This is a genomic window from Ktedonobacter sp. SOSP1-52, assembly GCF_016587395.1.
Window position 1 is genome coordinate 1,017,578 of the sequence record NZ_BNJH01000004.1, and the last position, 26,973, is coordinate 1,044,550.

Sequence of the window (26,973 nt, forward strand, 5' to 3'; positions counted from 1 at the left end):
TCCCACGTATTGGGCGTGTATGTTCGATGGCCTTCTTTGCCCATTATTACTTGTCTCTTTGTGGTGTCTTGTGCCTGAGAACTCACACGCCTTCCTTCCTCGTTTTCTTACCACAAATCCCCTCCAACAAAGCAAACTAACTTCCCAAACCAAATTACAGAGACGCCACCGGTACATGGCGCGCCTGTGTTTGGCAGCCCCACAGTAGCCGCGTATGCCAGTAGTGGGCTCTCAAGCGTTATAGCGTGTAGCAAGTTTGGCGATCTCATGCTTGAGTATTTCGTAGCGCACGCTCTCGCTGGGGCCTGCAATGGGCAGGGCCAGTTGCACCTGGTGAATGCTGCGATCTGGTGCCAGGATCAGGCCACGACCAGGAATGGGGTCCGGAAGGATGGGGGGACGCCCGAAGAGGTCTAAGCGCTGGATCTCATTGAGGTACAGCCCGATGCTGGTGCCAAATTTCCCCATCAGCTCTGACGAGAGGAAGCGGTACCCTACCTCGGCGCTACTGACAACCAGGTACATTCCCATGGTACGGGCCTCGGCCATCGCTAAAGCAAGCTTCTTCAGCGTTATGGCGGCGTTGAAGCGCTCGGCAAAGCTATGATAGTGGCAGATAATGAGTAGTATCTGAGGAATAACATGCCCCTGTGCCCAGAGCTGACCCAGGCTGTTCTCGGTCCAACGTTGCTCAGGGAGTGCCTCGCGCCGTTTGGCCAGTAGACCATGCATGTTTCGCGCGAACTCCTCCAACTTCTCGTCGCTGCTACCATCAGTCCAGAGTTGATGCCCTTCGCCATCAAGGAGATGAGGCAGTTCGCGAAAGACATCCAGTTCATAGTGTGGGTCGATGATGGCGCAGCGCAACTGGTTGGGGCCATAGTACGTGGTGAGCCAGAGCAGGATGCTTTGCAGTGCCGTACTCTTGCCACTATGCTGCGCGCCTGCGATCAAAAGCGGGCCGCCGCTCAAAGCTCCCGCTGAACCATGCAGATCGACGATAAGCGTCTCCTGCTTCTGCTGCTCAGGCTTGTCTACAAGGCCCAGTGGAAGCTGCATTGTTGGTTTGAGGCGTTCTCGCTCATGCCTGGCAAGAAACTCGGCGATACTTCCGCGCACAAGCGATACGCGCCCAGGACGGGAGCCTGCTAGCTGTTCATGCTCACCCCCGGGACGAAAAAGAATCAATGGATCGGGATCAAGGGGCTGGCTGGGCGTTGGCAGCGGCTCCGGCCAGTAGTAAATGCCAGCCTTGCGCGCATCCTCGCGCGAGTAGGTTTCGGTAATGCGTCCAACCAGAACCTCGGCAACCGTCTGTGCATTCTGAAATGTTTGTAAATGGGGAGTGCTCATCTTTCTCTCTCTTTCTATTGTGGTGGAGGGTGCACGCTGACAGCCGCTGGCTGTCAGCGTGCACCCTCCACCACAAAATTACTTTTCTGCTGCTAGCTGGGCGATCAAGACGTCGTTGGTGGGATCGACCGGGGTCTCGATCCCATTGGGTTTGACATAGAGCTGGTCAAGGGTAACAGGAATCGAGACGCGGGCCGCCTGGAAGAGATCAAGCTGATTGTCTCCATGCAGGAGATAGCCTCTCCCTGGAATGCTAGCGGGCAGGTAGGCGGCATCGACGCGGCGCAGGATCTCCCGACTGTCCTCCGGCGAGGCGCAGCGCAGGCAGAGTCTGTACTGGACATAGTCTCGGACGCGCGTGGCGATAATGCCCTCGGGTCGCTGTGATGCCAGGAGCAGGTGCATGCCAATCTCGCGCCCAACGCGTGTGATCGTGAAGAGCTCATCTAGAACAGAATCGGTCTGCTTGGCCATCTCGGCAAACTCGTCAATGATGATGATGAGGCGCGGCGATTTCTTGCCTTCTTTCAGGCGGATCTCGCGACGCGTGGCCTCGGCTCGTAACATCGTAATAAAGCGTTGGATGAGCGCGGGCGAGGAGACGTTGGAGAGGAAGCCGATGGTATGCGGCAAATGGCGGAAAGGCTCCAGCGCCAGCCCCGCTTTATAGTCGATCAGCAGAAAATTGACCTCATTGGGGCGATAGATGATGGAGAGCGCCATGATAATGGTCTGGAGTAGCTCGCTCTTGCCTGAACCAGTCTGCCCGATGAGCAGGCCATGAGGGCCATCCTTGAGCAGGTCCAGATATTGAATTTCATCACCTATCTTCGTCCCAATGGGAATACGCATCATGGGCATCTCTTTGCCCTTCGCGTCACGTCCACGGAACATAGGATCGCTCCAGTAGGCGAAGGGGTCATAGTAGAGCAGGTCAAGTGGCGGCTCGAAGAGCGTGCGCAGATCGACCTGCGTGCGCAACTCCAGGCGTTTAGTGCGGTTGACATGCAGCGGGAACATGCGCTGTGAGAAGTAGCTCAACGCCTGCAAGGGCACACCATCTACCTCGTCGCATGTAATAGCAGGTGGCGGATTGGGACAGAGCCGGCGCACCTGCGCCTGGTGTGTATAACTCTCCTTTCCTGCCTGCTTATCATCCTGAATGTGTGTGATATCCACCAGCAGGTTGCTATTCATGGGGACATCCGCCTTGTGTGCGCAGAGGCAGAGCACTGAGACCCCCAGGGTTGTAGGTCCGCTGAGCGCCAGCGTCATCTCGGGGCGCTTGAGGGGAGAGACGGAGAGCTGAGGCCGGTGCTCAAGCGAGCCAGTGCGCTGAATAGAGTTATGGGGCGAGACCACGGGCTGCGGAGCCGAGGGTTGATCTAGATCCTGCCAGAGATCGAAGTGGTCAACGACAATTACTAGGTGAGGTAAGAGGTGTTGCCCTGCCTCCCGGCGTGTATCGCCAAGCAGGAGTTCGCGCCGCCCCAGCTCCCGCGAGATTAAGGGCAAATGCTCAAGGATCGCCCCCGCGCCAATGGCGACGGCGTGTCTCTGATTACTCTCGTCCACAACCTCTTCTGCCTGGCGTGGATCATATAGTACCGTATGAGGCAGAGCCGTTGCCCAGCGCCAGGCCTGCTCTTGTGAGCGTGGTGTCAGGATGATGATGCGCACCTCTTCAGGTGAATGGTGATAGACGAGTTGGCAAACCATGGCCTGTAGCAACTCACGCGCCGCCTCAAGCCTGTCGCGTGTCCCCACTAGCGCGATAGGCCCTGGCTCGTTGAGCTTGACTGTGATGGGGACCTTTAACGTGCTATGCCTCTCCTGTAAGGCCTGGACACGCGCCAGGGAGGCCTCCAGGCTCGGCTGGTTGGGGAAGGTGTTTGCCGTGGGGGGAGCCTGAATTTCATACGTAGCTGGCTGGCTGCCCATGCCGATGCGCACAGTGAGGAAATCTGGATCATCTGGCTTGCGCGCCCAGAGCTGAGTATCCTGTTCATCGAAGCCACGCTCTATCAAGGGCACGATGCTCAGGCCCTGATAGAGTTGTTGCTCAGGCCTGGGGGGAAGAAGTGGCGGATCAAGGTCCAGGCGCGCCTGCCGTTCTTTCCAGTGCAAGCTCTGGAGTCTCTGCTCTATCTTCTGTATCTGTGCCTCATAGCGTTCCATCAATGCCTTACTCTTACGTCTCGTGCTGAAGTGTTGTACCAGGAAATTCGCCACCGTCCCCAGCGCCATCATGCCCGAAATGGCGATAAATGGCAGCAAAAAGAACTGAGCGCCTCCCCCAATTTTGAAGGTACTAAAGATAAGCACATAGAGTCCCATGCCCAGCAGATTAAAAAGCACAAAAGAAAGTGTCCCCACCTGCGGCCCCTGTGGGAGCTGTGGCGCGCTAGGTAATAGAACCTTCTCCTGGGGAATCTCCGGCCAGATGCGGGCCTTACGCGAGATCACATGACTGGCAGGCTTAGACGTAGCTTGTTGGTGAGACACTGACCCCTCCCTCTCAACATAAACCGGATTTACTTGTTTGCATATCTTTCTACTCTTATGTTATGGTAACAAAGCTTCTATATTATTGCAAATTTCTAGGACGTTCTTATAAACCTTCGTGCCTACAGCGTTTCAGCGATTTATTTCAGCCACGCGAGGCGGCTTCCCAAACCGGTAGGGACCAGCTTTAGCGCGTCCGAATGCCATTCATGGCAGTGCGGCGCAAGCCTGGTTTTGTCGTGGGTAGGCAATACAATCAAGAGGAAACGTATAGGCTGCGCCTACAGGCGATTAATCGCCTTTGGGCGCGCTAAAGCGGGCCCCTACCGGAGCGGGGCGTTTCTCAATTTCCTAGCAGATGTGGGAATAAATAGCCCACAAAGAAATGTTAAAGTTTGATAGATAAGCACTCAAACTTCTTGCTAGATTACTACTCATTGTAGTATAGTGATAGCGTAAAAAAATCATTTCAGGGTGCGATGGAGGCTGCATATGAAAATAGAGCGCTTTACAGAGAAAGCCCGCGAGGCCATATATGAGGCATCGGAGATTGCGCGTAGCCGCAATCATGCGCAGGTAGAGCCAGAGCATTTGCTGAACGCACTCCTGTTGCAAGAGGGCGGGGTTGTACCCCAGGTTATTCAAAAAGCTGGTGGAAGCACGCAGGCCGTTCTGCGCCGTGTCGAGAGCGACCTGGATCGACTCTCGCGCGTCTATGGCGGCAGTGATCCTGGCATCTCACCTCGCTTGCACAAAGTCCTGGATGATGCGTGGAGCGAGATGGGGAAATTTAAAGATGAATATATGAGCGTCGAGCACCTGCTCCTGGCGCTCTTCGACAGCGATACCGAGGCGCGCAAAGCCCTGCAATCTGCTGGCTTGAGTCGCGATTCTGTCTTACAGGCTTTGACATCTATTAGAGGTGCGCAGCGCGTGACCGATCAGAATCCCGAGGGGAAATACCAGGCGCTGGAGAAGTATGGGCGTAACCTGACCTCGGCGGCGCGCGAGGGAAAGCTTGACCCCGTCATTGGGCGCGACGAAGAGATCCGGCGCGTAATCCAGGTGCTGAGCCGCCGCACGAAGAATAATCCCGTCTTGATTGGCGAGCCTGGCGTTGGAAAAACAGCCATTGTAGAGGGCCTGGCCCAGCGTATTGTGCGTGGTGATGTTCCTAAGACGCTGGAGAATAAGCAGGTCGTGACCTTGGACCTGAGCGCCCTGGTCGCAGGCGCCAAGTTCCGTGGCGAGTTTGAAGAAAGACTCAAAGCGGTCCTGAAGGAGGTCACCAGTGCCCAGGGCGGCATTATCCTCTTTATCGACGAGTTGCATACTCTTGTCGGAGCGGGAGCCGCTGAGGGCGCCATGGATGCCTCAAACATGCTCAAGCCAATGCTGGCGCGTGGTGAACTACACTGTATTGGCGCGACCACGCTCGATGAGTATCGCAAACATATTGAGAAGGACGCCGCGCTTGAGCGTCGTTTCCAGCCAGTGCTGGTCGATCCACCCAGTGTTGAAGATACCATTAGTATTCTGCGTGGCCTGAAACCACGCTACGAGGTCCATCATGGCGTACGCATTCAGGATAGCGCCATTGTGGCCGCAGCCATGCTCTCAAATCGCTATATCACAGACCGTTTCCTGCCCGATAAAGCCATTGACCTGATCGATGAGGCGGCCAGTCATCGTCGTGTAGAGCTGGATAGCACACCAACCGAGATCGATGCCCTGGACCGCCGCATACGCCAGTTACAGGTGGAACAGGAGGCGCTGAAGAAAGAGACCGATCCCGCCAGCCGTGAGCGCCGCGAGCGTGTTGAGGCGGATATCGCCAATTTGAATGAGCAACTGCGCTCCCTGAAACTGGCCCTGGAGAGCGAGCGTGCTCCCGTGGATGAGCTGAGGTCGCTCAAGAGGCAGCTTGAAGAGGCCCAGGTTCAGTACGAGCAGGCCGAGCGCTCCTATGACTACGAGGGCATGGCGCGCCTGCGCTATGGTACCATCAAAGAGCTTGAGGAACGTATCCAGGCGATGGAGGCCAAGCTTTCGACTGGAGGGTCCTCGCGTATGCTCAAAGAAGAGGTGGATGCCGAGGATGTCGCGAATATCGTCTCGAAATGGACGCATATCCCCGTCTCCAAAATGATGGAAGGCGAGGTGCAGAAGCTCCTGCACATGGAGGAGCGTTTGCGTGAGCGTGTTGTGGGCCAGGAGCAGGCACTTGAGGCGGTCTCAGACGCCATACGTCGCTCGCGTGCGGGTCTGCAAGATCCCAATCGTCCGCTGGCGAGCTTCCTCTTCCTGGGTCCGACCGGCGTTGGTAAAACCGAGCTGGCGCGTGCCCTGGCCGAGTTCCTCTTTGATGATGAGCAGGCCATGGTGCGTATCGATATGTCAGAGTACATGGAGAAGCACTCAGTCTCGCGCCTGATCGGAGCGCCTCCTGGCTATGTGGGCTACGAAGAAGGCGGCCAGCTCACCGAGGCTGTGCGCCGCCATCCCTATAGTGTGATCTTGCTTGACGAGATCGAGAAGGCCGCGCCCGAAGTCTTTAACGTCCTGTTGCAGCTATTGGATGATGGGCGTTTGACGGATGGCCAGGGGCGTACGGTCGACTTCCGTAACACTGTCGTTATCATGACCAGTAATGTCGGCACAGCCTGGTTGCATGAGTATGATGGCATGGACGAGGAAGACGTACAGCGCTCGGTGCGCCAGCGCCTGCGCGAGGAGGGCTTCCGGCCCGAGTTTATCAACCGTATTGATGAGGTCATCATCTTCCACCCCATCAGCAAGGAGCAGGTGCGCAACATCGTCGATATTCAGATCAACCGCTTGCGCCCACGCCTGGCCGAGCGCCATATCACGCTCCAACTGACCGACGCCGCTAAGGACTACCTGGCCGAGGAGGGCTACGACCCCCACTTCGGCGCCCGTCCACTCAAACGGACGATCCAGAAGGAGGTCGAGAACCGCATCGCGCGCGCTATCCTCGATGGTTCCGTGCGCGACGGCGACACCGTCCAGATCGACATCCAGAACGGCAAACTAACCCTACGCTCCATTGCCGTCCAGGCCATCTAACATCTAGAGATGGGGAGGTGCAGGAGGGCAAACTGGCCCTGCACTCTGCCGCTATCCAGGCCATCTAACATCTACAGATGGGGAGGTGCAGGAGGGGTTTTCCCCTCCTGCCGGGGCCTGGGGTGTCCCCAGAAAATCTTGTTTGTTGTAGTTTCTCGCCTGCGGCGAGAAACTACAACAAATTCACAATGAATCGTGAGAAACAAATATGGCAAGCGAGAATGCGCATTCACAAGAACAGCAGCATGAGCAACTTCTCCAGACACTGAGCGCTATGCTCATTGAGTTCCAGGTGCTATCTGCGAGTGCAGACCTGCAACACATGCCAGATCTGGCGAGCCATCTATGCTCACTCGAGCAGATGACCCGGCAGGCCCTGCACCTGGCGCGCACCTCGAGCGACTACCTGGTCCTGCCCGAGCTAGAAGGGCATACGCTTGGCGAGGCGCTTGAGCAGCTAGTTGATGCTACTGCGGAGCAGCTTGGACTCTCCAGCCGGGTCACCCTGACAGGTGCGGAGGAACACGCCCAGGACGCGGGCGTCACTCATGCTGAATATCTGCTATTTCTCCTGGCGCAGGAGACGCTGTATCAACTGCGCCAGCATCAAGGAGCGCGGCGCGTGCGCCTGACACTAGCTTATACACAGGAGGATATCCTCCTGGCGATTGAGGATGATGGCACACTCCCAACGCTAGCCGCGCCCTCGGATCTTCCTACCCCCGATGATCCTCCGCCCTTCTGGTCTGACGTGCAAGAGGGAGTAGGAAACTTCTCCGAACATATTTATTGTGACCTGCGTGCCCGCCTTGAGGCGATGGGGGGTACCTTGACGAGCGAGGTGCTTACGCAGGGAACGCGTGTGCAGGCGCGCCTCCCCTATCAGCATGAACGAGCGCAAGCAGTAGTGCCTGCGGAACTCGCGGCCCCTATTTCTGTCTCGGCACCATCCCAGCCTGAAGCGCGCCTCAGCTTGCTCATAGTCGATGCGCAACCAGTCGTACGCGCGGGCCTGCATCACCTGCTGGAAAGCTACGCGGACCTGTGGGTGGTGGGTGAGGCTGGAGATGGGGTGCAGGCCGTGAGCGAGACATTAGAACTGGGACCCCAGGTCGTCTTGCTCGATGCCCAGCTTCCTGAAGGTCAGAGCCTGGAGGCCCTGCGCCGGATCAAGCAATTGAACCTCAACACGCGTGTCCTGATGCTTTCAACGCAGGAGCGGGAAGATTACCTGTATGAAACCTTGCGTGCCGGAGCCGATGGTTATCTCTTAAAAGATGTCTCATCTGAGGAGCTGGCTGAGGCGCTGCGCGTAGTGGCGCGTGGAGAGGTCCTGGTGCAGCCACAGCTTGCTGGCCGTCTTCTCTCGCGTGTGGGGCGTGAGCGTGAACGGGGAGCGCGTAGCGAGGCGCTTACTACGCGTGAGCTGGAGGTGTTGCGCCTCCTGGCACGTGGTTTGCGTAATAAAGAGATCGCGGCCCGCCTCTATGTCAGTGAGCGTACCGTCAACTTTCACCTGGCGAATATCTACCAGAAGATGAATGTCTCAGGCCGGACTGAGGCCTTGAGCAAAGCCCTGGCTCAAGGCCTCGTGGAAGCGCGATGATACTCCACATCAAAGGTTGCCAGCGCGCCAGTTATCGACTGCCCGTTTGACCGAAGCGATATATGCCGCTTCATTGTTGTTATCCGCGCTGGGGGCATACTTGGGAATAATAGTATCGATGGTACTGCGTCCCCACTGGGCGACGTAGAGGTTGCGCATAAGTGCGTACCATGAGCGAAAGCCATCTTCCCAGCCATTAAACTTGGCGTAGCCGCCACGGTCCTGGTCAATGCACTCATGGTCCGGGATACAGCGCAGATTGCCCAGCGACATCGTAGTGCGAGCCTCGCCATTTTTTCCAAAGGTGCTCTCATGCTGGAAAAAGGCCAGGCCAAAGACCGGATCAATGCCATATTGCACACCCAGGTCATACATGGCTTGCCCCTTGCCTGCCGCCGGAGAGCCAGCGTTAGCCAGCACCTTATTAATAAAGTCGGCGGTGACCGTGGGCTTGCCCAGGATCGAGTAGGGCCCTGTTGGGACCGGAACCTTAGGGGGCGCGGGCTTAGGGGACTCCCAGGTCCCCGCCTTATCGGCGCCAACCTGGATATTGTAGACCTGTCCTCCCGCATATGGTAAGAGCATCGGCGCACCCGGTCGCTGCGCGATAGCGGCCCAGAGCAAGAGAGCCAGGAAGACAACGCCAATGAGTGAACTATAGACGAGTGGATTGAGCCAGCGGCGATGCCGGTGTAATGGATGCGGCGCGTAATCGTCGATGACCTGGTAGCGACGTTTGGATGCGGGCTTACGTGTAGTATTCCTATTTGGTTGTAATGGGCGCGCCGCACGTGGCGCTGGTGTGCCCGCCCGCCTGAACTCACTCGTCTGACGCTGTGCCTCCGCTGTCGTCCGCCTGATTGCCGCAGTGGTCGTGGGTGTAGGGCGTGTACGCGGCGGAAGCGATTCCGTCAGAATATCTTCATCATCAAAGGGATGCTGTTGTACGGCTGGCAATTGTCGAGTAGCTCGAGCGGGTATGGGTGAAGTCGTGTCGACTGGCTGGCGTGGTGAGCGCTTCCTGGCGTAGTTACCACTCGCCATGAATAACCTCCTTATAGGGCCTTTGAACTAGTGTTCTATTGTAGCATAATGCTCAGAACCGCACAAGTTTCCTACCTATACGTTTCTCTGGCTACACGTTCCGCTTGCGGCTGAAGCGGGGCCAGATACAGGTCTACCATATTCTCACTGGCGCTATAACCGCAGCCTTCATGATAAACCTCTAGTTAGAAACTATCATATCACCTTTAAAACATCTAAACTAGTAAGAGTTAAGTCCTGTTTTTCGAACTACATTAGAATTTGCTTAGAATCTTAAAGTGCTGGGCATGATATTGTGGGCCGGGCATCCGCCCGGCCCACAATATCATGCCCAGCACTGGAGAATAAAAGAGTATGCGGGGTCCTTGCTGGCATGGGCTTGCCCAGGACGAGCCTTCACAAACATATTATTATTCTGGGAGAGGACATCAGAGGCGATATGCAGGGCCATTATATGTAGACGCTTGCTTTTGCAGCGTCGGCACCTAGCCTATAGGTTGGGGTAAGTTACGAAAATGTTCCTTTTTCGTATCCCTCTCGATATATATTAGAGAGAGGCTATTTACCAGGCTTGAGAGCCAACAGGAACCATTCTGCCTCAACTGCTGAGACTAGCTCAGCAGCCTTCACACCCCCGGCGGGTAAGGGTATGTGGATACAGGTGCGAAGGGTCAGGGAGGTATTCATAGGTGATTATATGGCGTTTGTAGAGTATTATATAAAGAAGATAGCAAAAACTCTGCCAGCTTATAGTCCTATGTCGTCATCATGCTAGGGGAAACGAACGTTGTAAGAGAGTGTATGTAACTCGTTAATCCAGATAAAAAATAGTGGAGCGACGCAAGCAAAAGTTGCGAGTAGTAAATAGTACTTTATTCTATTTTCTGAAAGGGGCGTCTGTCCTGTGAATTTTGTATATGCAAATCTGAGCACCTCCCTGGCCACTACCCAGCCCGGCTGGCTCACAACACTGCAAAACCTGGTCGGTCCTATGGTCGCTTGTATGGTGGCCTTCCTGGTAGTATTCTGGCTGAGCACCGTTATTTGGACGTTTCGCGACATTCGCGCGCGCACGCAAGACTTCCTCCTGCAGATTATCTCTACCGTCGCTGTCGCCATCTTTCCGATTGCGGGCGTCTTTGTGTATATGATTCTGCGCCCCCGCCAGACCCTGGCCGAGATCTATGAGCGCCAGTTGGAAGAAGAGTCGCTCCTGGCTGAAATGACCGAGCGTCAGACGTGCAGCAATTGCCATGCACGCATCGAGTCGGATTTCCAGGTCTGCCCCTCCTGTGGCCAAAAGCTCAAGCGCTCCTGCCCCAAGTGCGAGCGCTTGCTGGAACTGCGCTGGACCTTTTGCCCGTACTGCACAACCAATCTGGCAGGCGCGCCTATGCCGAGTATGCCAGGCATGGCTAATATGCCGGGCGTTCCCAACTCAAACATTCCTATGGGGGGACCGATTCCCGGGAACCGTTTCTAGCCAAACTATGCGAGATGAAGTGTGTCCCCTGGTGGCCTGGGCCACCAGGGGACACACTTCATCTCTTCCCTTTTCTTTCCCCTGCGGTTGTCCGTTCAACCCACTTCTCTGCTTTGTTTATCAAGCAAAATGTGCTATAATGATGTGGCGCACAGTGGCTTTCATTGCCACTTTTTCTATGCTCAAGCAGAATACTTACACAGAGAAATACTAGCCTTCCACAGTCGTCTGTTGCTCATCCTGGAACGTGCATAGCACGTGTCATGTATAAGGCGAACGCCAGGCGAAAACCTGAAGACGTCCAACCAGCAGGCATTGGGGCTAGCTTCTACATCTATAACTCGCCCCCTGTTCCTAGCGCTACTACTGTTGTGCCATTGTGGTAGGGGGACCAGCCACGACGATCACTCAAAGAACAGCAATTCGTATCAGACCGCGGCTTGTCCGTTGTTTATCCAGGCGCAACGGCCTCCGCCGCAGTTCCGTGTTTACTGAGCAAAAGGAATGTACAGGTTCTATGGCAAAGACAAGAGAATCAATAATGGCAGAGCACATTTCAGATGAGCAGGAGGCCCTAGCAACTCCTGCCAATACAATCTCTAGCAGTGATGAGGTTGACCTGGGTAGCACCACTCAGAATCATGGCAACAATGGCTATAGCGGCCAGAATATTCAGATTCTCGAAGGCTTAGAAGCTGTACGTGTGCGTCCAGGTATGTATATCGGGGCGACCGATCAGCGTGGCCTCCATCACCTCATCCAGGAGGTGGTCGACAACAGTGTTGACGAGGTTATGGCCGGCTATGCCGATACTATCCAGGTCACCATTCATGCCGATGGCTCGGTCACGATTGAGGATAATGGTCGCGGTATCCCTGTTGAAGAGCATCACCAGCGCCCGGGCATGTCGACGCTTGAAGTCGTGATGACGGTCCTGCATGCCGGTGGTAAGTTTGGCGGTGGCGGCTACCAGATCAGTAGTGGTCTACATGGCGTCGGTGTCTCGGTGGTGAACGCGCTCTCAGAGTGGTGCCAGGTCGATGTCAGGCGCGATGGAAAAATCTATCGCCAGCGCTATGAAAAGGGCACGCCTGTCACCAAGCTAGCCGCCGTAGGCAGCTTCGAGGGCACGGGTACCCGGACTTCTTTTCTGCCCGATCTCTCCGTTATGGAGACACGCGACTATAACTTTGATATCCTCGCCCAGCGCTTCCGCGAGATGGCCTACCTCAATCGCGGCATGACCATTGGCATTCGCGATGAGCGTAGCGACCGTGAAGCAACCTTCTACTTCGAGGGTGGCCTGGTCTCCTTTGTTCGCTACCTTAACAAGAATCGCAACACGCTTCAGGCACGCCCCGCGAGCGCCAGCCGCGAGATTGATAAAGTCAAAGTCGATATTGCCCTGCAATATAATGATAGCTGGTCAACCACCGAGTTCTCGTTTGCCAATGGCATCAACACCGTAGACGGTGGCATGCACATCACTGGTTTTCGTAGCGCTCTCACGCGCTCTCTCAATGACTATGCCCGCAAGGCTGGTCTGCTCAAAGAGAAGGATCCCAATCTAACTGGCGACGATGTACGCCAGGGCCTGGCCGTAGTGGTCAGCGTGAAGATCCCCAATCCACAGTTCGAAGCGCAGACCAAGAGCAAGCTAAATAACGCCGAGGTCCGCCCCATTGTCGAAAACATTACCGCGGACATGCTCAACCGCTACCTCGAGGAGACCCCCAGCGAGGCCAAGACCATTATCAGCAAGTGTCTGACCTCCGCCAAGGCACGTGAGGCCGCCCGGGCCGCACGTGACCTCGTCCAGCGCAAAAACGTGCTCGATACCACCCTCCCCGGCAAGCTGGCCGACTGTAGCGAGCGACGCGCAGACCGCTGTGAGCTGTACCTGGTCGAGGGCGATAGCGCTGGTGGGAGTGCTAAGCAAGGGCGCGACCGCCACTTCCAGGCCATCCTTCCCCTGCGTGGTAAGATCCTCAACGTCGAGCGCGTCACGCTGGACAAGATCCTGCACAACGAAGAGGTCAAAAATATCATTACCGCCGTGGGTGTGGGTATTGGTGAGCAGTTCAATCTCTCCCGCCTGCGCTATGGCCGCGTCGTCATTATGTGTGATGCTGACGTTGACGGCGCGCATATTCGCACCCTCCTGCTGACCTTCTTCTACCGCTATATGCCCGAACTGATCGGTGGAGGCCATCTCTATATCGCGCAGCCACCTCTCTACCACGTCAAGTTTGGTAAGCAGATCCACTTCGTCTACACAGAAGAAGAGCGTGATGCCCTGATCGACGAATACAAGGCCACGCACAACGGCAAGGAACCCGAGGTTGGCCGCTATAAAGGCCTGGGTGAGATGAACCCGGAGACCCTCTGGGAGACCACCATGGACCCTGAGCGTCGTACCATCCTCAAAGTCTCCGTCGATGAGGCCGTCGAGGCCGACAAGGTCTTCAGCATGCTCATGGGTGACGAGGTCGCACCTCGCCGCCGCTTCATCGAGAGCCACGCCCGCAACGCCAACTTGGACATCTAAGAGAGAAATAACAAGCGAGAGAGACCTACAGCAATGCATTGCTGTAGGTCTCTCTCGCTTTTCTACCTACAACTACGGCAGCGGGGGGCGCTCGGCGCTTGTGGGCAGCGCCAGGCGCTCGCGGTACTCTGTGCTTTGCATCATATCGCCGCTCTGTCCCTCGTCATCCTGCCGCCACCACCAGAGGCGCTGACGGACCTCGCGCAGCCCCTCGTCGCCGGGCGTGAAGTAGATCTCGCCAATATTGTTATAGCCAACGATAAGCGTGCCCGCCTTCCACTTATTGAGCCAGTTGCGGCCCTTGAGAAGCGTCGTGACAAGGGCGTTGCGGCGCTTGCTCAACGCTTGCTCCAGGTCTGCACTTTTATCCAGAATTTCGTGGGTAACGGCATGGGTAGGCCGGTCGAGCAGCCAGCGCACACTCAAGGGCTGGCGCTCTGTCTTTTGATGCAGGCGCGTAGTCCTCTGCCGTATCCTCCTGAGCGCGCTTTCTAGTAACCAGGTTATGCCCAGGGCCAGGCGCTGCGGACGCTGTAGCAGGCGGCTAAAGCGCAGGAGCACGCCCCGTTTCCGCTGCCTTGTCTCAGGCGCCCGCGTGTTTTGCAGGTAACGAATGCGATAGACGCGATCTGGCGGAATCTGTTTAAAGGTGCCTGGCAGCCAGCCCCTGGAGGGCAACACTATCTCCCGCTGGGACCTGTGGGCCGCCATAAGCCTTGGCAGGGACCACCAGAAGCGGAAGAGGTGCTGGCTAATGTTTCTCACCACAGTCTGGAAAATGAGATTGCTGTCCGGCTTGAGATCCCAGGCCAGGAAGCTGACATAGGGATCTCGCCCACGACTTTGCAGGCGCAAGAGGCGTGGATAGCCAAGCGCCAGGACGGCCATATGTTCGCCTGCGCCCTCGTTGCAGAGTGGGCTAGCGGTAAAGTTGATTAGCCTGGCCGTCTCGCCTGTGTGCATATCCCAGTATTCCATGCTGGAGCCAAAGGCATAATGCACATCTCCAGCCAGAATCACGGCACGCTTGAGGCCGCTTACGGCCCGCAAAAATTGTTGGAACGCCCCCCATTCTAGCCCCCAGGCCTCACAGTCCATAGAATAATTGTCGTGGGCGCGCAGCTGATTCCAGAATTGAATATTTTCGATGAAGTCGATGCCCAGTACCGGGGCCGCTGAAATGATTATGTTGACCTGCGCCTCGGGTCGTACAGCCGTGACAATCTGTTCCTGCAAGGCCTGGGGCGAGAGCAGGCCCGGAAAAGCCTTGGGGCTATCGTAGTGACGCTGTGTGCGTGTATCCATGATGATGACCTGGTGGCTGGGGGCTTCGTAGGTGTAGTGCCAGTGCAAAGCCCGTTTAGAGCGTGCTAGCTCGCCCTGCCCATTGTAGGACAAGGGCATACCAATGAGTTCATCAATCAAGCGTTGCTCCGCCCCCTCTTGCCCCTGCCAGCTATCGAGCATTGAGAGCAGGAGCTGCCCAGAGCCGTCTGCAAACTGTTCAGGCGTGTTGCCCCAGGCCTGAAAGAGGGTATAGGCCAGCAAGCCATTGCGCACAATATGTCTGCCTGTCTGACTATTCAAGATATTCTGGCACCATGCACCATCAAGAAACCAGTCATCCGTTACATCGTGATCGTCACAGATCATATAGGTCGCGATATTGGCTAGAGCGCGCCGCACATGTGGCAGTTGCGCGCGAAAGCGTTCGAGCTGGGCATTCCATTCCATGAAGTGTTGTGCATCACGGTCCTGCTGGGCCAGGATGGCAGGGCGGCTGGCTGGATAACGTTGCCAAAGTTCCTCAGCTCCCGGAAGCGTCTCGGGCCAGAGCTGATCGGACCAGACCATCAGGTACATTGAGGCGTATTCGGCGAAGGAGAGCAGGTGGCTATCTGGTGTCTTAGAGGTGAAGAGCGCCTGGTGATGGATAATGTCGCGTCGCATGCCGGGAGCAAAATTAGACGCGGGCTGGCGTACACCTGGCAGGATCTCCAGGCGCTGGCCGCTAAAGAGCGTCTGCCCAGCATCCATCAGTGCGAAGAGTAGCGGCGGCACGACGTCATCCGCGTAGACCTGGTCGCCTGTGAGATAGAGCTGTTGGGGGCGATTAACATGCTCATGGTCTCCCGCCAGGGTGGACTTTTCGATGAGCAGATCAAGCGCCGAGAGCATCTCTCGCCCTGAGCCATGCGCCTTGCGACAGGAGCCGTGGAAAAAGCGCACCTGCTCTAGCTTACTCGCGGGAAGCAGGAAGCTTGGCAGGGGATGCCCAGGGTAGATCAGCGATGCCAGCGGATCATCAACCTGCTCTGCTGGCCGTAAGATGCCTGGCGTATAGAGCTCCTCGCGTTCCGCCTCCTGGTGGGCCTGAAAAGAGAGGTTATAGTAGTAGAGTTCGCCCCAGGCGAGTGGCTCTTCACTTGCCGAGACCTGCGCCGTGACCGCGACCAGGTGCAGATTATCCCCCAGACGAACAGTCTTGCGCCTGCCCTGGAAGCGCTCCCGTAATGCTCCACTGGCCTCAGTCTCTAGGATATGAAGTGTGACCAGGCGTTCGGCTTTAAGCGCCAACCAGACCGTGACCGAGCCTGGTTCCGTCCGTCGTAAGATGGGTCCCGCCAGAATCAAGGGTAACTCGTCAAGGCGCTCGGCCAGTGGTGTCCAGGACATAAGCGAACTTCTCTTCTCCTATCTAATTTTCAGTTCTTTAAGAGAAACGTTACCGCGTGCCATTATTTTCTGATGCTGGGGGCGTGGTAGAGCATCTCGCCCGCGTGGCGGACCAGCAGCAGCCCCTCGTCTTCTCGCCCGGCCCAGTCCTCGGGATTGATCTCGCGATAGTCGCGATAGCCCAGGTTGACCTTGCGGCAGCGCTCCTCGGGGATGGCGGTCGCCAGCGTGACCTGGATGCGCGGCCGCTCGATGCCTGTGGCGCTATCATAGGTTCCCGTCCCCTTCACGTGCGTGCTATGAGCCAGAATTGAGCCAGGCACCTGCTTGAAGCGCTCCCATTGCTTGAGGAAGTACTCCTGCACATGATAGCCAACCTCGCCGATAAGCGCGCCATGCGTATAAGAGATCTCGCTGATATGTGGTGCATAGATGATGACCTCGCCCCCGTCCGCGATGGCTGGCTCCGTCTTATACATGGCTTTGGCCGCGGTCCACAGGTCGTCATAGCGCGTCGATGGTAGCGAGAGCACCTGTTTAAAGGGTCGCTCAACTGTTATTACGTTCAAGCGCGCCGAAAGGTCGGCGGCATCATTGTAGGCATCGATATAGTTGCCTGCGTAGAGTCCATGCAGGGTCTCGCCCTGCATCACCAGGGCCAGGCAGAGGATGGGGCGGTCCACAAAGGCTGCGGCGCGATGGATAACCCGGCGCACCAGCGTATCCTTCGTGCCGATGGTGAGCATACTGGTCAGGCGTGCGCCCAGCCAGTGCGTGAAGTTGATGATATCCGCGCCCGCGATCCCAGGGAAGAGATATTTGGCACCGCCAGAGAAGCCGACGACCTCGTGCGGAAAGACCGGCCCGCAGATCACGATCTGGTCATAGTCGAAGATCATGCCATTGAGGCGTACGGGAACCTCCTCCGAGAGGATGCCGTTGGTGAGCACCTGGGCCTCTTCACGTGAGATCACACCAACCGTCTTTAGCACGCCTGCTTTATCCCAGTGATGGTTATAGATCTCGACATTGGGATAGCGCTCCTGGCGCTCTTTCGCATCAACTCCGACCAGTTGCGCTATCGCCTCCTCAGACATCGGTGGGTGCGTCCCCAGAGCAATCAAATAATCCAGGCGTTGTACCCTCTGACCCAGTAGGGCGTATAGCTCACGGAACAGCAAGGGAAGGGGCGCCGTGCGTGTACTGTCAGGAATAATCACCAGGACGCGCTCACCGTCCAGCGAAAGCTCGCCAAAGGCCTGCGCCAAAATCCGGCGCATTTCTTCCTCACCGAGCGCCTGTTGTGTATAGCCTGTTCCCATACTCATGGTAATATCACCTCTCTGCACTTTTCTCCCATACCGGTTAGATCAATGTATTGTAATCCCTTGCATTGTATCATGTGCCTGCTGGCATCACTTCATATTGCTGTTACGCCTTGAAAAAGGCAATAGTTTAAAAATAGGATATTTAAAGTAGAAAAATTTATTTACCAGGCAACTGTGTAATTTCTTCGTGCAAGAATTCGAGGTCATCAAGGCATTCAGCATATCGGTGGTGATTTTCTTCTAGCTATGTGCGCAGATTTTTAGTCTCTGGTAGCAATTGTTGAGGCATTTCGCGTATAATAGATCAGATATAAGTGCCTTGTGCATAGGCATCCTCACCCTGCTAACCAGCAGGTTCATCTTGAGATGAAGATGAGATATGCTTTCAACAGAAGAGACCTCTCCTTCGAGACGTCTGCTGACACACCCTCGTCGTTTGATTTCTCTGCTTCAGATCCAAAAATAGAAAAGAATGGAGATCTCATGCCTCAATTACCAACCAAACCAGCACTCACTCTTGCTGCTGCCAAAGCGATTGCGGCAGCAGCTGAAAACGAAGCTATCAAAAATGAATGTTCTGTAGCTATCGCTATTGTCGACGATAGTGGTCGTCTGCTCTATTTCCAACGGATGGATGAAAATGCCAACGCGAGCGTGGATATGGCAGTTGCGAAGGCCGTTCATGCCGTGCACTTTCGCCGACCGACCAAATTCCATGAAGAGCTTCTTGATAAGGGAAATATGACCGTCCTAGGGGTGCCTGGCATGGTCCCCGTTGAAGGAGGACTCCTCTTACGCGTTGGGGAACAGGTGGTTGGAGCCATTGGGGTGAGCGGCGCGCGATCCAGCCAGGATGGGATCTTTGCCCAGGCGGGAGAACATGCCTTGCATGCTTACCTGTCAGCGTGAGAGAGGCCAGATCTCTAGTTCTTCTCTACGTCTTGCCTCAATGTACTGAGGACCTTTGCGGGAGATACCCACTTCCGCAAAGGTCCTCAGTACACAGATTGGTCAAGATCTTGGCTCCATCTCTTCCACAATGAATTTACAACGGTCGAGTGCTGGAAACCGCTTCCGAAGCTATGTTCTGGCGACAATGGATGATTCCAGCTCATGATTGGGGCAGGTGCTCATGGTTGAGTGATTTTCTGTCTCTGGCGGAAAGTTGCTTGAAGCGGCTTTTTGTGTGGTGTGAAGTGTGTGAGGAGGAAAATGGAGCCGGCGAAGGGATTCGAACCCCCGGCCAGCTGTTTACAAAACAGCTGCTCTACCCCTGAGCTACGCCGGCTTACTTCTGATCCGAAAACCCTGAGCGCGAAGCGCTAGACACGCAAGTGACGCTGCGCCCCCGAATGGCGGTTGGGTTTTGGAATAAGATCTTAGTAGATCTGTAGAGGATTATACCGATATCTGCTTCCAATGTCAAGGGTTGCATTAAGGCTTTTAGGGTGGTTTTTAAGATATTTCTAAAGCTTGGCGCGAAACGAAATCCCAGCCTTTGGCGTGTTCTTAATATCACAGACGAATGTATGAGCTTGATTGTGTGCATACTGTGTGCATACGTGAGGAGGGAATGCATGCAATATATGACTGAGAGCATGACTGAGACCGCGCAGGGGCAGATGTGGCAAAGCGAGCCTTCAACTGAGGCGCTCGCGGCGGTTGCCCCCCAGAGCGCAGAAGATAAAACCATTCTCATTGTTGAAGATGATGACTATATCGGTTTTATGCTGGTGGAGGCCCTGTGCCAGGAGACGCCCTATCGCCCGTTACTGGTCAATGATGGTATGCAGGCGCTGACCCTGGCCAAACAGGTAAAGCCCTGCCTGATCATTACCGATTATCGTCTCCCACTGATGAATGGGATTGAGCTGTATGATCGTCTCCACGCCCTAAATGAGCTTGCCGGGACGCCCACAATTATGATGAGCGCGTACCTGCCACCCCAGGAAGAGGTGCGGAAACGCAATCTCGTGGCCTTGAACAAGCCTTTTGAACTGGACGAATTACTAGATAAGGTTGACTCACTACTACAATGTTAGTAATGTTCCCTGGTGGATATGCCCGAAGATGAGAGCAACCGAACTCGCGTGTTGCTCTCATCTCTTTGTGCCAGGCAGGGACCCTGATCACCAACTATATTCCCTCTTCGCTCTCGGCAAAGGGTTCGTCCTGCCGTCTGAGGATGTGCGCGATATCGTCCATCAGGCCAACACCAATGTTATCCCAGAGCAGCAGGAAGTAGAGACTGCGCAGAAAGTTTTTGGTATTGTTAGCGCGACGCCATGAGCGTATATCCGTTTCCCGCTGGACGTAGCAGCTTTTGAGCCAGCTATGCAGGAACTCTGAATCCACCTGTTTCCCCAGAATGATATGGTGCGCGACCGTTGCCAGGCGTACATCTTCTTCATAAAAGAGGGGAACCGAGGTCTTGCTAAGCTGGCTAAGCAGCTTGAGCACATCTTTACGGTCATCGCTGGTTGCATGAGGATGCTGCGCGTAGGTGTCAAGCGCCTCGGCCAGGTGAGCCATGCTGTGTGCCCAACCCTTGCCCTCAATATAGCCGCGCCAGTCTTTCTCCTCACGCACATAACGCATTAGCGCATCCTTCACACGGCCAATGCTCTCACGTGAGAGACTGGGCCGAGAGGCATCCGTATAGAGGATAGCCGCGATGATGAGGTTCGAGAAGCTGCGCATCAGGATGCTGTCGTTGTTCACCTCTCCAATATGGTAGAAGAGATGCTCATCGTTTATAACACTTATGAGAAGCTGCTTAAGCTGTTCTGACTCTAGCTTCCCCGGCTCCAGGATGCCACGTGCCAGGATCATATAGCTCAGGTCATCACGCAGCTCTTCATCGCTCGATCCCAGATTTACTAATAACTTTTGCGCAAATTCAAGGCTATCAAGCGCCTCTGGTATAGCATAATTTTGCTCAACAATAGAGCGTAAGGCCTCTTTGTTCTCTGCCAGATTATCTGTTGCTTCCATCGCTTTTCCCGTTCTAGTACCAGTAAAAGTTCAGGTATGTCTACTACTCATTCCTTTGAGTCCATTGTACACGGTCGTGTCGTGCCTCCTCATTTTTCTCGTTGGTAGTGTGGTGCGGGTTGGCAGCTATAGGCTGCCAACCCGCACCACACTACCAACGAGAGCGAGCGCCTCAGGCGCGAAGGCTATTGATGGCGTTCCCACGCTTCGCGGCGATGCCAGTCGGTTAATTGCTGATAGGCATGGGCGATACGCAATACCGTGGCCTCTTCAAAGGGTTTGCCCGCGATTTGTAAGCCGATTGGGAGATGCTCAGACGTGAAGCCACAGGGGAACGAGACCGCTGGGAAGCCGACGAGGTTGAAGGGCATAGTCATACGGAGCATGGCATCGGTCGCGTTCTCCTGCACGCCATTAATAGTAACCTCCTGCCCCATCTGCTCAGCGGGAATCGCTGCCATGGCCTGGGTGGGTAGCACAAAGGCATCGACGGTTCGTAAGATGCTTCGTAACTGGCTGGTGAAGGCCCGCCGCTCCTGTTGCGCCTTGAGATACTCCACGGCGGGAATCTCCTGTCCCTCGCGTAACCGTGTGCGAACCAGCTCGGTATACAGATCACCCTGGTGAGGGAACCAGCCTTGCTGCATATGCGCCAGGGACGCCTCTGGCTTCTGCACCATTCTATACGTTGTCATCGTGGGACGAGGTAGCTCGACATTGACAAGCTCGGCTCCGTTTTCCTCCAACACGTGCAACGCGCCGCGCCAGGCCATGTGGATCTCGGGATCAAGCGGCGCGACAAAGTCTTCCTGAGGCACACCGAGTCGTAGCCCTTGTAGCGAGAGCGGCCCGCGCCCCTCCGCGCCCTCAATCAGGGTCGCCGTCGAGCGGCTGGGCGAGCTGGGAGGTCCCGAGACGCTATTGGGATCGCGTGGGTCATACTTGGCAATAGCATCAAAGATGAATGCGCAATCCTCGGCGCTCCGCGCGATAGGCCCGACATGGTCCAGCGACCAGCTCAAAGGAAGCACACCATGACAGCTAACGCGTCCATAGGTTGGCTTGAGACCGGTAACGCCACAGAGCGCGGAGGGGATACGAATGGAGCCGCCCGTATCGGTGCCAATGGCGCCCAGTACCATGCCTGCCGCGACCGCCGCCGCCGAGCCGCCACTGGAACCACCCGTCGTGCGCGTCAGGTCCCAGGGATTGCGCGTGGGAGGCGAGTAGGGACCATAGGCGAATTCATACGTATTGGTCTTACCAATAAGAATAGCCCCACCCTTACGCAGAAGCTCGATTACGGTGGCATCTTCCTCAGAAACATGTTCCGCCAGGACCTGCGAGCTGCCTGTCGTGCGCACTCCCTTGACCGCGATGAGGTCCTTAATGGCGATGGGAATGCCATGCAAGGGACCACGCTTGAGACCTGTGCGTAGCTCGCGCTCGGCCTGCTCGGCCTGCGCCATAGCTTCCTCACGCATCACCGTCACAAAGGCCTCCACCTCAGTGTCGCGCTCCTCGATCAGGTTGAGGGTCTCCTCCACCAGCTCCGTGGGCATAATAATGCCTGCCTGTAACTCCTCGGCCACTTCACGTATGGACAAATAGCTCATGCAAAATATCCTCTTCCGCAAAAAATGCGACGCATCTCCTAATTTCTATACTGCCGAATGCGTCTTCCCGCTTCATTGCTCTCTATTGTATCAGGTTGAGGTGGAAAATATATAGGGACAGTAAACGCGAACCGAGCGGTTCGCGTTTACTGTCCCTATATACCTATGAATGAAACTGCGATTAGGGCCTGTTAGTTGTTCTCTCCATTCAGCACGATAGTCGTGAGTGAGTAAGGAGGCAGGGTCTGCGTCGAGAGGGCCTTGCCAGAGATGTACTGCACCGTTATGGCGCTACTATTCTGGCCATAGAAGTAGACGGTGGCGCTAGCCTGTTGGTCGCCGCAGCCACCTGCCAGCTTGAGCTGATAGCTTTGTTGCGGATCTTTATTGATCAGGAGTAGGGCCAGTTTGCCATTATGTTGACGCACAGCATGGACCTCTATGAGGCTCTGGTCCGTTGAAGATGCTACCATGCTGCCATTTCCATCAACGAAGTGATGGAGCATTTGCAGACTATAGTAGGTGGGGAATGGGGTATTCGCTGGTGGCTCGCTATCGCCGGTGGAGAGCAGTCCATAGTCTCCATACTGATTGCTGCCATAGAGCGTTGGACTGTTATTTCCCCAGGTCACGATGCCGTTATGGATATCCCACCAGTCAACGTTCTGCACGCCGCTCTCCAGCCAGTTCATATAGTTCGAGGCCAGGAAGAGGGCATTGACCAGATTGGTTGTCTGTTTGCCTGGATTGTATGAGACCGAGTTGGTCTCGGTAATCATGATGGGGACATTCTTGCCCGGACTATACTGCTGCAACTCTGTCTTGAGTGTGGCGACCTTGCCGGGTAGGGCCGAGGTGCTGGCGAGCAGACCCGCATCTGACTCGTTGCCGGGATTCTGTGCGTACCAGTGGACATCGGCGAAGTCGATCTGCTTGCCCAGGATGGAGAGGACGGTGTTATTCCAGTCTGTGCTCAAGCCAGGCGCGGCCACGCTATCGGGCCAGTCGCCGGGCGAGGTCAGTACAATTCCGATCTTGATGGAGGGGTCGACCGCTTTCATGGCCTGGATGAATTGGAGGGCATTATTGGCATAGGCAACCGGCCCTTTCTCGTGGAGATCGTACTCCCAGTTCGCGCCAAAGGTGCCATTGCCATAGAGCTCGTTGCCGATTTCCCAGTACTTGATACCATAGGTGTGACCGGTGCTACTCCCCCCGGTATATGTCGGGACAGGCCCGGTATAGCCCACGCCTCCTTTATTGGCATACTGTACCCAATCGGCGGCCTCCTGCGGTGTGCCAGCACCATAGTCAACCGTGATCATTGGCTGCGCGCCAGTCGCTTGCGCCACGTTCATGAAGGCGTCAAACGTATTGTTTGGATTCGCATAACCCTGATTTGGCTCTGTTGTATTGGACTGCCAGTGATACACATCCGAGGTCGAGCCACCAGGATAACGGATCACTTTGACGCCTGCGTTGTGGAGGAGATCCGGAACGCCCTGGTCGAGTAGGTGACCATCCCAGACGGCGGCATTGGTCCCTAGCGCTGTTTCGGGAATGGTGGCTAGCGTGTGATGTGTATCAACGGTGACTTGCACTGTGGGAGTATCCGCAGCGGCTGCGCTAAGCGGATATGCACCCAGCATGACAAACGTTACGATCAGGGCCAGCATCATTGGCAGCGTGGACCTGCCTCTGCCATGGCGCGGCGGCAAGCTAAATACTTTTCGCATCATGCTCCTTACTTGCTCTCATAAACTACCAGGTGTCCCTCGGTGGACGCCTGTTTCCGCTGGATAAATGTGGGCAGGAATCGCATAAAAGCACATATATACCAAGCATATACATAGACTTTTCTCTATGCAATGCCATAAGCATTCAGTTTTTATTCAGTTTTCAAGGAAGCAGGGGGAATTCTTGGTGGAATGATTGTCTCCCCTGTAGGCTTTATGGTAATCTCTACAAGGTTTCAGACCGGGACATGACCCGGTTTCCTTCACACTAAACTCTTCTTGTATAGAGGCGATTGGCGCGGCTCGACCAATCGATCTCATAGGTACGTTTTCGAGCGAGCAAATGGAGCTTCCAGACCATGCCTTACGAAATGGGCGAATATTATGAGCGGGTCAGTGATTATGACCTGGAGTATCAAAGCCAGTCTGAGCAGGATGTGCCCTTCTGGCAGGAATTGATGGTGCGTTATACCCCTCAGCATGTGCTTGAACTGGCCTGTGGTAGCGGGCGCATCGGCTTAGAGTTATTAAAGGTTCCTGGCGCCTTTCACCTGGACGGCCTGGACCTCGAGCCTGGCATGCTCAAGGCCTACCAGCGCAAGCTTGGCGAACTACCCGAAGCCACGCAGCAGCGCGTGAGCCTGCATCAGGGCGATATGTGCGACTACGATCTGCCAGCCAGGGGAACCTATGACCTGATTATTCTCCCCTTCAACTCGATCTCGCATCTGTACGAAATTGAGCAACAGTTCGCGGCCTTCTCGAAAACGCTGGAGCACCTGGCCCCCGGCGGGCGCTTTGTCGTCGATGTCTTCCTGCCCGACATCGATTACCTGAGCGATGCCCTCAATCGCCCCTCGACCGTCTATCTAGAGGACGAGTTGGAATCGCCCGATGGCGATTTCACGATGATGCTCTATACGACGCGTAAGTATGACGCCTTTGAGCAGGTGCAGCACCTCACCTGGACGCATGAGAAGTTCTTTGAAACGGGCGAGAACGAGCGCTATCTGACACGTCTGGATATGCATGTCTTCTTCCCCGAGAGCTCCAACTCCTCTTCCTGGCAACTGGTTTCTCGATTGAGTCCATCTACGGTGGCTATGACTGGAAGCCCTTTGGTAAGGGCACACGCCAGATTGTGGTTGGACGCAAGCGCCGCTAATAAGAAGTCAATGGTAATGATATGATGGGGTTGTCAGTTTTGGACTGGCAACCCCATCATTTTGCCATGCAGAAGGAGATGCAAACGTGGAGACGCAGGCTATATATCATACCGATGCGTATGTAAAAGAGTTTGATGCGACGGTGCTTGTCGTGGAGGGGAACGCTGTCGCTTTGGATACTACCGCCTTTTACCCTGGTGGTGGTGGGCAACCGCACGATCTGGGAACGCTCAGCCAGGATGGGCAAACCTGGCAGGTGACGAAGGTCTCGAAGGATGAGCGCTATGTCTGGCACCAGGTCGAGGGCGAGCCACCCGCCGTTGGGAGCCGGGTACACGGCGTGCTGGATTGGGAGCGTCGCTATGCACTCATGCGCACGCATACCGCCATGCACATCCTCTGCGGGGTGGTCTGGCGCGATTATGGCGCGAAGGTGACGGGCGGTAATATGGAGCCTCTGCGTGGACGCATGGATTTTGAGTTTGAGAACCTGAAAGCCGAGCTAGTGCAGGAGATTGAGCAGCGTATCAACGCCGAGATCGCCGAGGCCCGCTCGACCAGAGTCTATTTCCTGCCGCGCGCCGAGGCCGACCAGAATCCCGATCTCATTCGCACCAAGGTCAGCCTCCTCCCCGCCGCTATGACCATAGTGCGCGTCCTTGAGATTGAGGGCCTGGATATCCAGGCCGATGGCGGCACCCACGTTGCCAATACCCACGAGGTCGAGCGCATTCGCGTGGTGAATTATAAGAGCAAGGGCAAGATCAATAAACGCCTGGAGATCGCTGTCGAAGCACGCTAGAAACGAATCAGAGAGTGAGGGGTGCAGTTTGCGAGCGCAAGCGCTCGCAAACTGCACCCCTCACTCTCTGATTCACCAGTTGACGCTTTGTGGCCTGAGTGCTAAAATATTTCCTAGTGATTAGGTCGGATTAATTTCGTGTAGTGCTCATTGCTCATCTGACGTGTGTATCCTCTGACGGTATTTCCTGGCTGGGCGCGTTCATTAGCGCCAGGGCTATGCTCAAGTGTATTCCAGTTGCTGGCAGATGCATCGAGTCGTGAGCATAGAGCGAAAAGGGCGTCAGAGCAAGGAAAAAGGGAGAGACCACAATGTTACGGGTATCTACTAAAGGCGAGTATGGTGTACGCATTATGGTCGACCTGGCTCGTCACTACGGTGGCCGTCCCCGTTCGCTCACAGATATTTCGCAAGCTGAGACGTTGCCACTGGCGTACTTAGAGCAGCTTGTCAAGCTCTTGCGCGATGCCGACCCGCCACTAGTGAGTAGTACGCGTGGCGCGCATGGAGGCTATCGCCTGAGCCGAGATCCCAATGAGATCTCGATGGGCGAGATTGTGCGTGTGCTGGAAGGCCCGATCTCACCTATGATCTGTGCGACCGAGGGGGAGATGAGCCAGGTCTGCGGTTTTATGGATTCCTGTAAGACCAAGTACCTCTGGGCGCGCGTTCGTGATGCGGTCGCTCAGACGCTTGACTCAATTACCCTGGCCGAACTGGTGGCTCAAACGACCGAGCCTACGGGGCAGACAGGCCAGTTTATTGCCCTGACGGATATTCACGTTGGCATCGGTGCCAATATGGCATCGCCTCACGAGTTGTTGACCGCCGAATAGCCGCTTGCCACCACAGGTCACGTTTTTTTCCTTGTATGCCGATAGTTATCAAAGGTAGGAGAGCGTGGGATCGCTTTCCATACTTTGTGGCTGTATAGATCATCAACTTACACATTTTGCGCTGTGTTTACTACTACATTGTCAATCGCGGCGCGCACATTCATATGTTCTGATAGATAAGGCGAATCGTTTT

Annotated in this window: 17 protein-coding genes and 1 tRNA gene; 9 read left to right on the forward strand and 9 right to left on the reverse strand. The window is 55.6% G+C overall.

Translation table 11 applies throughout. From position 1 onward, the window contains the following. Positions 1-231 precede the first annotated feature (231 nt). Both JMJ16_RS39570 and JMJ16_RS39575 read right to left on the reverse strand, forming a co-directional pair. Positions 232-1,353, reverse strand: a complete 1,122-nt coding sequence (locus JMJ16_RS39570; RefSeq protein WP_201390429.1) for an FtsK/SpoIIIE domain-containing protein — start codon at positions 1,351-1,353, stop codon at positions 232-234. 78 nt (positions 1,354-1,431) lie between these two features. Continuing rightward, the gene (locus JMJ16_RS39575; protein WP_201390431.1) at positions 1,432-3,858 is read right to left on the reverse strand and encodes an FtsK/SpoIIIE domain-containing protein; all 2,427 of its coding nucleotides are present in this window, start codon (positions 3,856-3,858) and stop codon (positions 1,432-1,434) included. A gap of 492 nt (positions 3,859-4,350) precedes the next feature. Between JMJ16_RS39575 and clpB the strand changes: the two genes are divergently transcribed. Beyond that, the gene (gene clpB / locus JMJ16_RS39580; RefSeq protein WP_201390433.1) at positions 4,351-6,945 is read left to right on the forward strand and encodes an ATP-dependent chaperone ClpB; all 2,595 of its coding nucleotides are present in this window, start codon (positions 4,351-4,353) and stop codon (positions 6,943-6,945) included. A 208-nt stretch (positions 6,946-7,153) separates the two neighbouring features. Then, positions 7,154-8,551, forward strand: coding sequence for a response regulator transcription factor family protein (locus tag JMJ16_RS39585; RefSeq protein ID WP_201390435.1), 1,398 nt, complete (start codon positions 7,154-7,156; stop codon positions 8,549-8,551). A gap of 9 nt (positions 8,552-8,560) precedes the next feature. On the opposite strand, the gene JMJ16_RS39590 is transcribed toward JMJ16_RS39585, so the two are convergent. Beyond that, entirely contained in the window at positions 8,561-9,595 is a 1,035-nt protein-coding gene (locus JMJ16_RS39590; protein ID WP_201390436.1) for a glucosaminidase domain-containing protein, read from the reverse strand. Between the two features lie 904 nt (positions 9,596-10,499). Here JMJ16_RS39590 and JMJ16_RS39595 point away from each other — a divergent pair. After that, positions 10,500-11,078 (forward strand): zinc ribbon domain-containing protein, encoded by a 579-nt coding sequence (locus JMJ16_RS39595; protein WP_201381999.1) that lies wholly within the window; start codon positions 10,500-10,502, stop codon positions 11,076-11,078. 541 nt (positions 11,079-11,619) lie between these two features. Beyond that, entirely contained in the window at positions 11,620-13,626 is a 2,007-nt protein-coding gene (gyrB, locus tag JMJ16_RS39600; protein WP_236601900.1) for a DNA topoisomerase (ATP-hydrolyzing) subunit B, read from the forward strand. 72 nt (positions 13,627-13,698) lie between these two features. Here gyrB and JMJ16_RS39605 read toward each other — a convergent pair whose 3' ends face one another. Next, a complete protein-coding gene (locus tag JMJ16_RS39605) occupies positions 13,699-16,302 on the reverse strand; it encodes a hypothetical protein (protein WP_201390438.1) in 2,604 nt (867 codons plus the stop codon). A gap of 62 nt (positions 16,303-16,364) precedes the next feature. Beyond that, on the reverse strand, positions 16,365-17,630 hold the full coding sequence (locus JMJ16_RS39610; protein WP_201390440.1) for a lactate racemase domain-containing protein: 1,266 nt from the start codon (positions 17,628-17,630) through the stop codon (positions 16,365-16,367). A gap of 483 nt (positions 17,631-18,113) precedes the next feature. On the opposite strand from JMJ16_RS39610, the gene JMJ16_RS39615 reads away from it, so the two are divergent. Further along, entirely contained in the window at positions 18,114-18,539 is a 426-nt protein-coding gene (locus JMJ16_RS39615) for a heme-binding protein (protein WP_201390442.1), read from the forward strand. Positions 18,540-18,843: 304 nt separating this feature from the next. Here JMJ16_RS39615 and JMJ16_RS39620 read toward each other — a convergent pair. After that, a tRNA-Thr gene (locus tag JMJ16_RS39620) sits at positions 18,844-18,918 on the reverse strand. A 289-nt stretch (positions 18,919-19,207) separates the two neighbouring features. Between JMJ16_RS39620 and JMJ16_RS39625 the strand changes: the two genes are divergently transcribed. Continuing rightward, positions 19,208-19,672 carry a response regulator gene (locus tag JMJ16_RS39625; protein WP_201390443.1) on the forward strand — a complete coding sequence of 155 codons (465 nt, stop codon included), beginning with the start codon at positions 19,208-19,210 and terminating at the stop codon, positions 19,670-19,672. A gap of 94 nt (positions 19,673-19,766) precedes the next feature. Here the strand turns inward: JMJ16_RS39625 and JMJ16_RS39630 are convergent, their stop codons facing one another. From JMJ16_RS39630 to JMJ16_RS39640, 3 genes are all read right to left on the reverse strand, one after another. Then, the gene (locus tag JMJ16_RS39630) at positions 19,767-20,624 is read right to left on the reverse strand and encodes a DUF2785 domain-containing protein (protein WP_201390445.1); all 858 of its coding nucleotides are present in this window, start codon (positions 20,622-20,624) and stop codon (positions 19,767-19,769) included. Positions 20,625-20,809: 185 nt separating this feature from the next. Beyond that, a complete protein-coding gene (locus tag JMJ16_RS39635) occupies positions 20,810-22,240 on the reverse strand; it encodes an amidase (protein ID WP_201390447.1) in 1,431 nt (476 codons plus the stop codon). A 191-nt stretch (positions 22,241-22,431) separates the two neighbouring features. After that, positions 22,432-23,979 carry a cellulose-binding protein gene (locus JMJ16_RS39640; protein WP_236601901.1) on the reverse strand — a complete coding sequence of 516 codons (1,548 nt, stop codon included), beginning with the start codon at positions 23,977-23,979 and terminating at the stop codon, positions 22,432-22,434. 356 nt (positions 23,980-24,335) lie between these two features. Between JMJ16_RS39640 and JMJ16_RS39645 the strand changes: the two genes are divergently transcribed. From JMJ16_RS39645 to JMJ16_RS39655, 3 genes are all read left to right on the forward strand, one after another. Beyond that, the gene (locus JMJ16_RS39645) at positions 24,336-25,166 is read left to right on the forward strand and encodes a class I SAM-dependent methyltransferase (RefSeq protein ID WP_201390449.1); all 831 of its coding nucleotides are present in this window, start codon (positions 24,336-24,338) and stop codon (positions 25,164-25,166) included. 61 nt (positions 25,167-25,227) lie between these two features. After that, entirely contained in the window at positions 25,228-25,944 is a 717-nt protein-coding gene (locus JMJ16_RS39650) for an alanyl-tRNA editing protein (RefSeq protein ID WP_201390451.1), read from the forward strand. Between the two features lie 311 nt (positions 25,945-26,255). Beyond that, positions 26,256-26,780 carry an Rrf2 family transcriptional regulator gene (locus JMJ16_RS39655; protein ID WP_201369997.1) on the forward strand — a complete coding sequence of 175 codons (525 nt, stop codon included), beginning with the start codon at positions 26,256-26,258 and terminating at the stop codon, positions 26,778-26,780. The last annotated feature ends 193 nt before the right edge of the window (positions 26,781-26,973 follow it).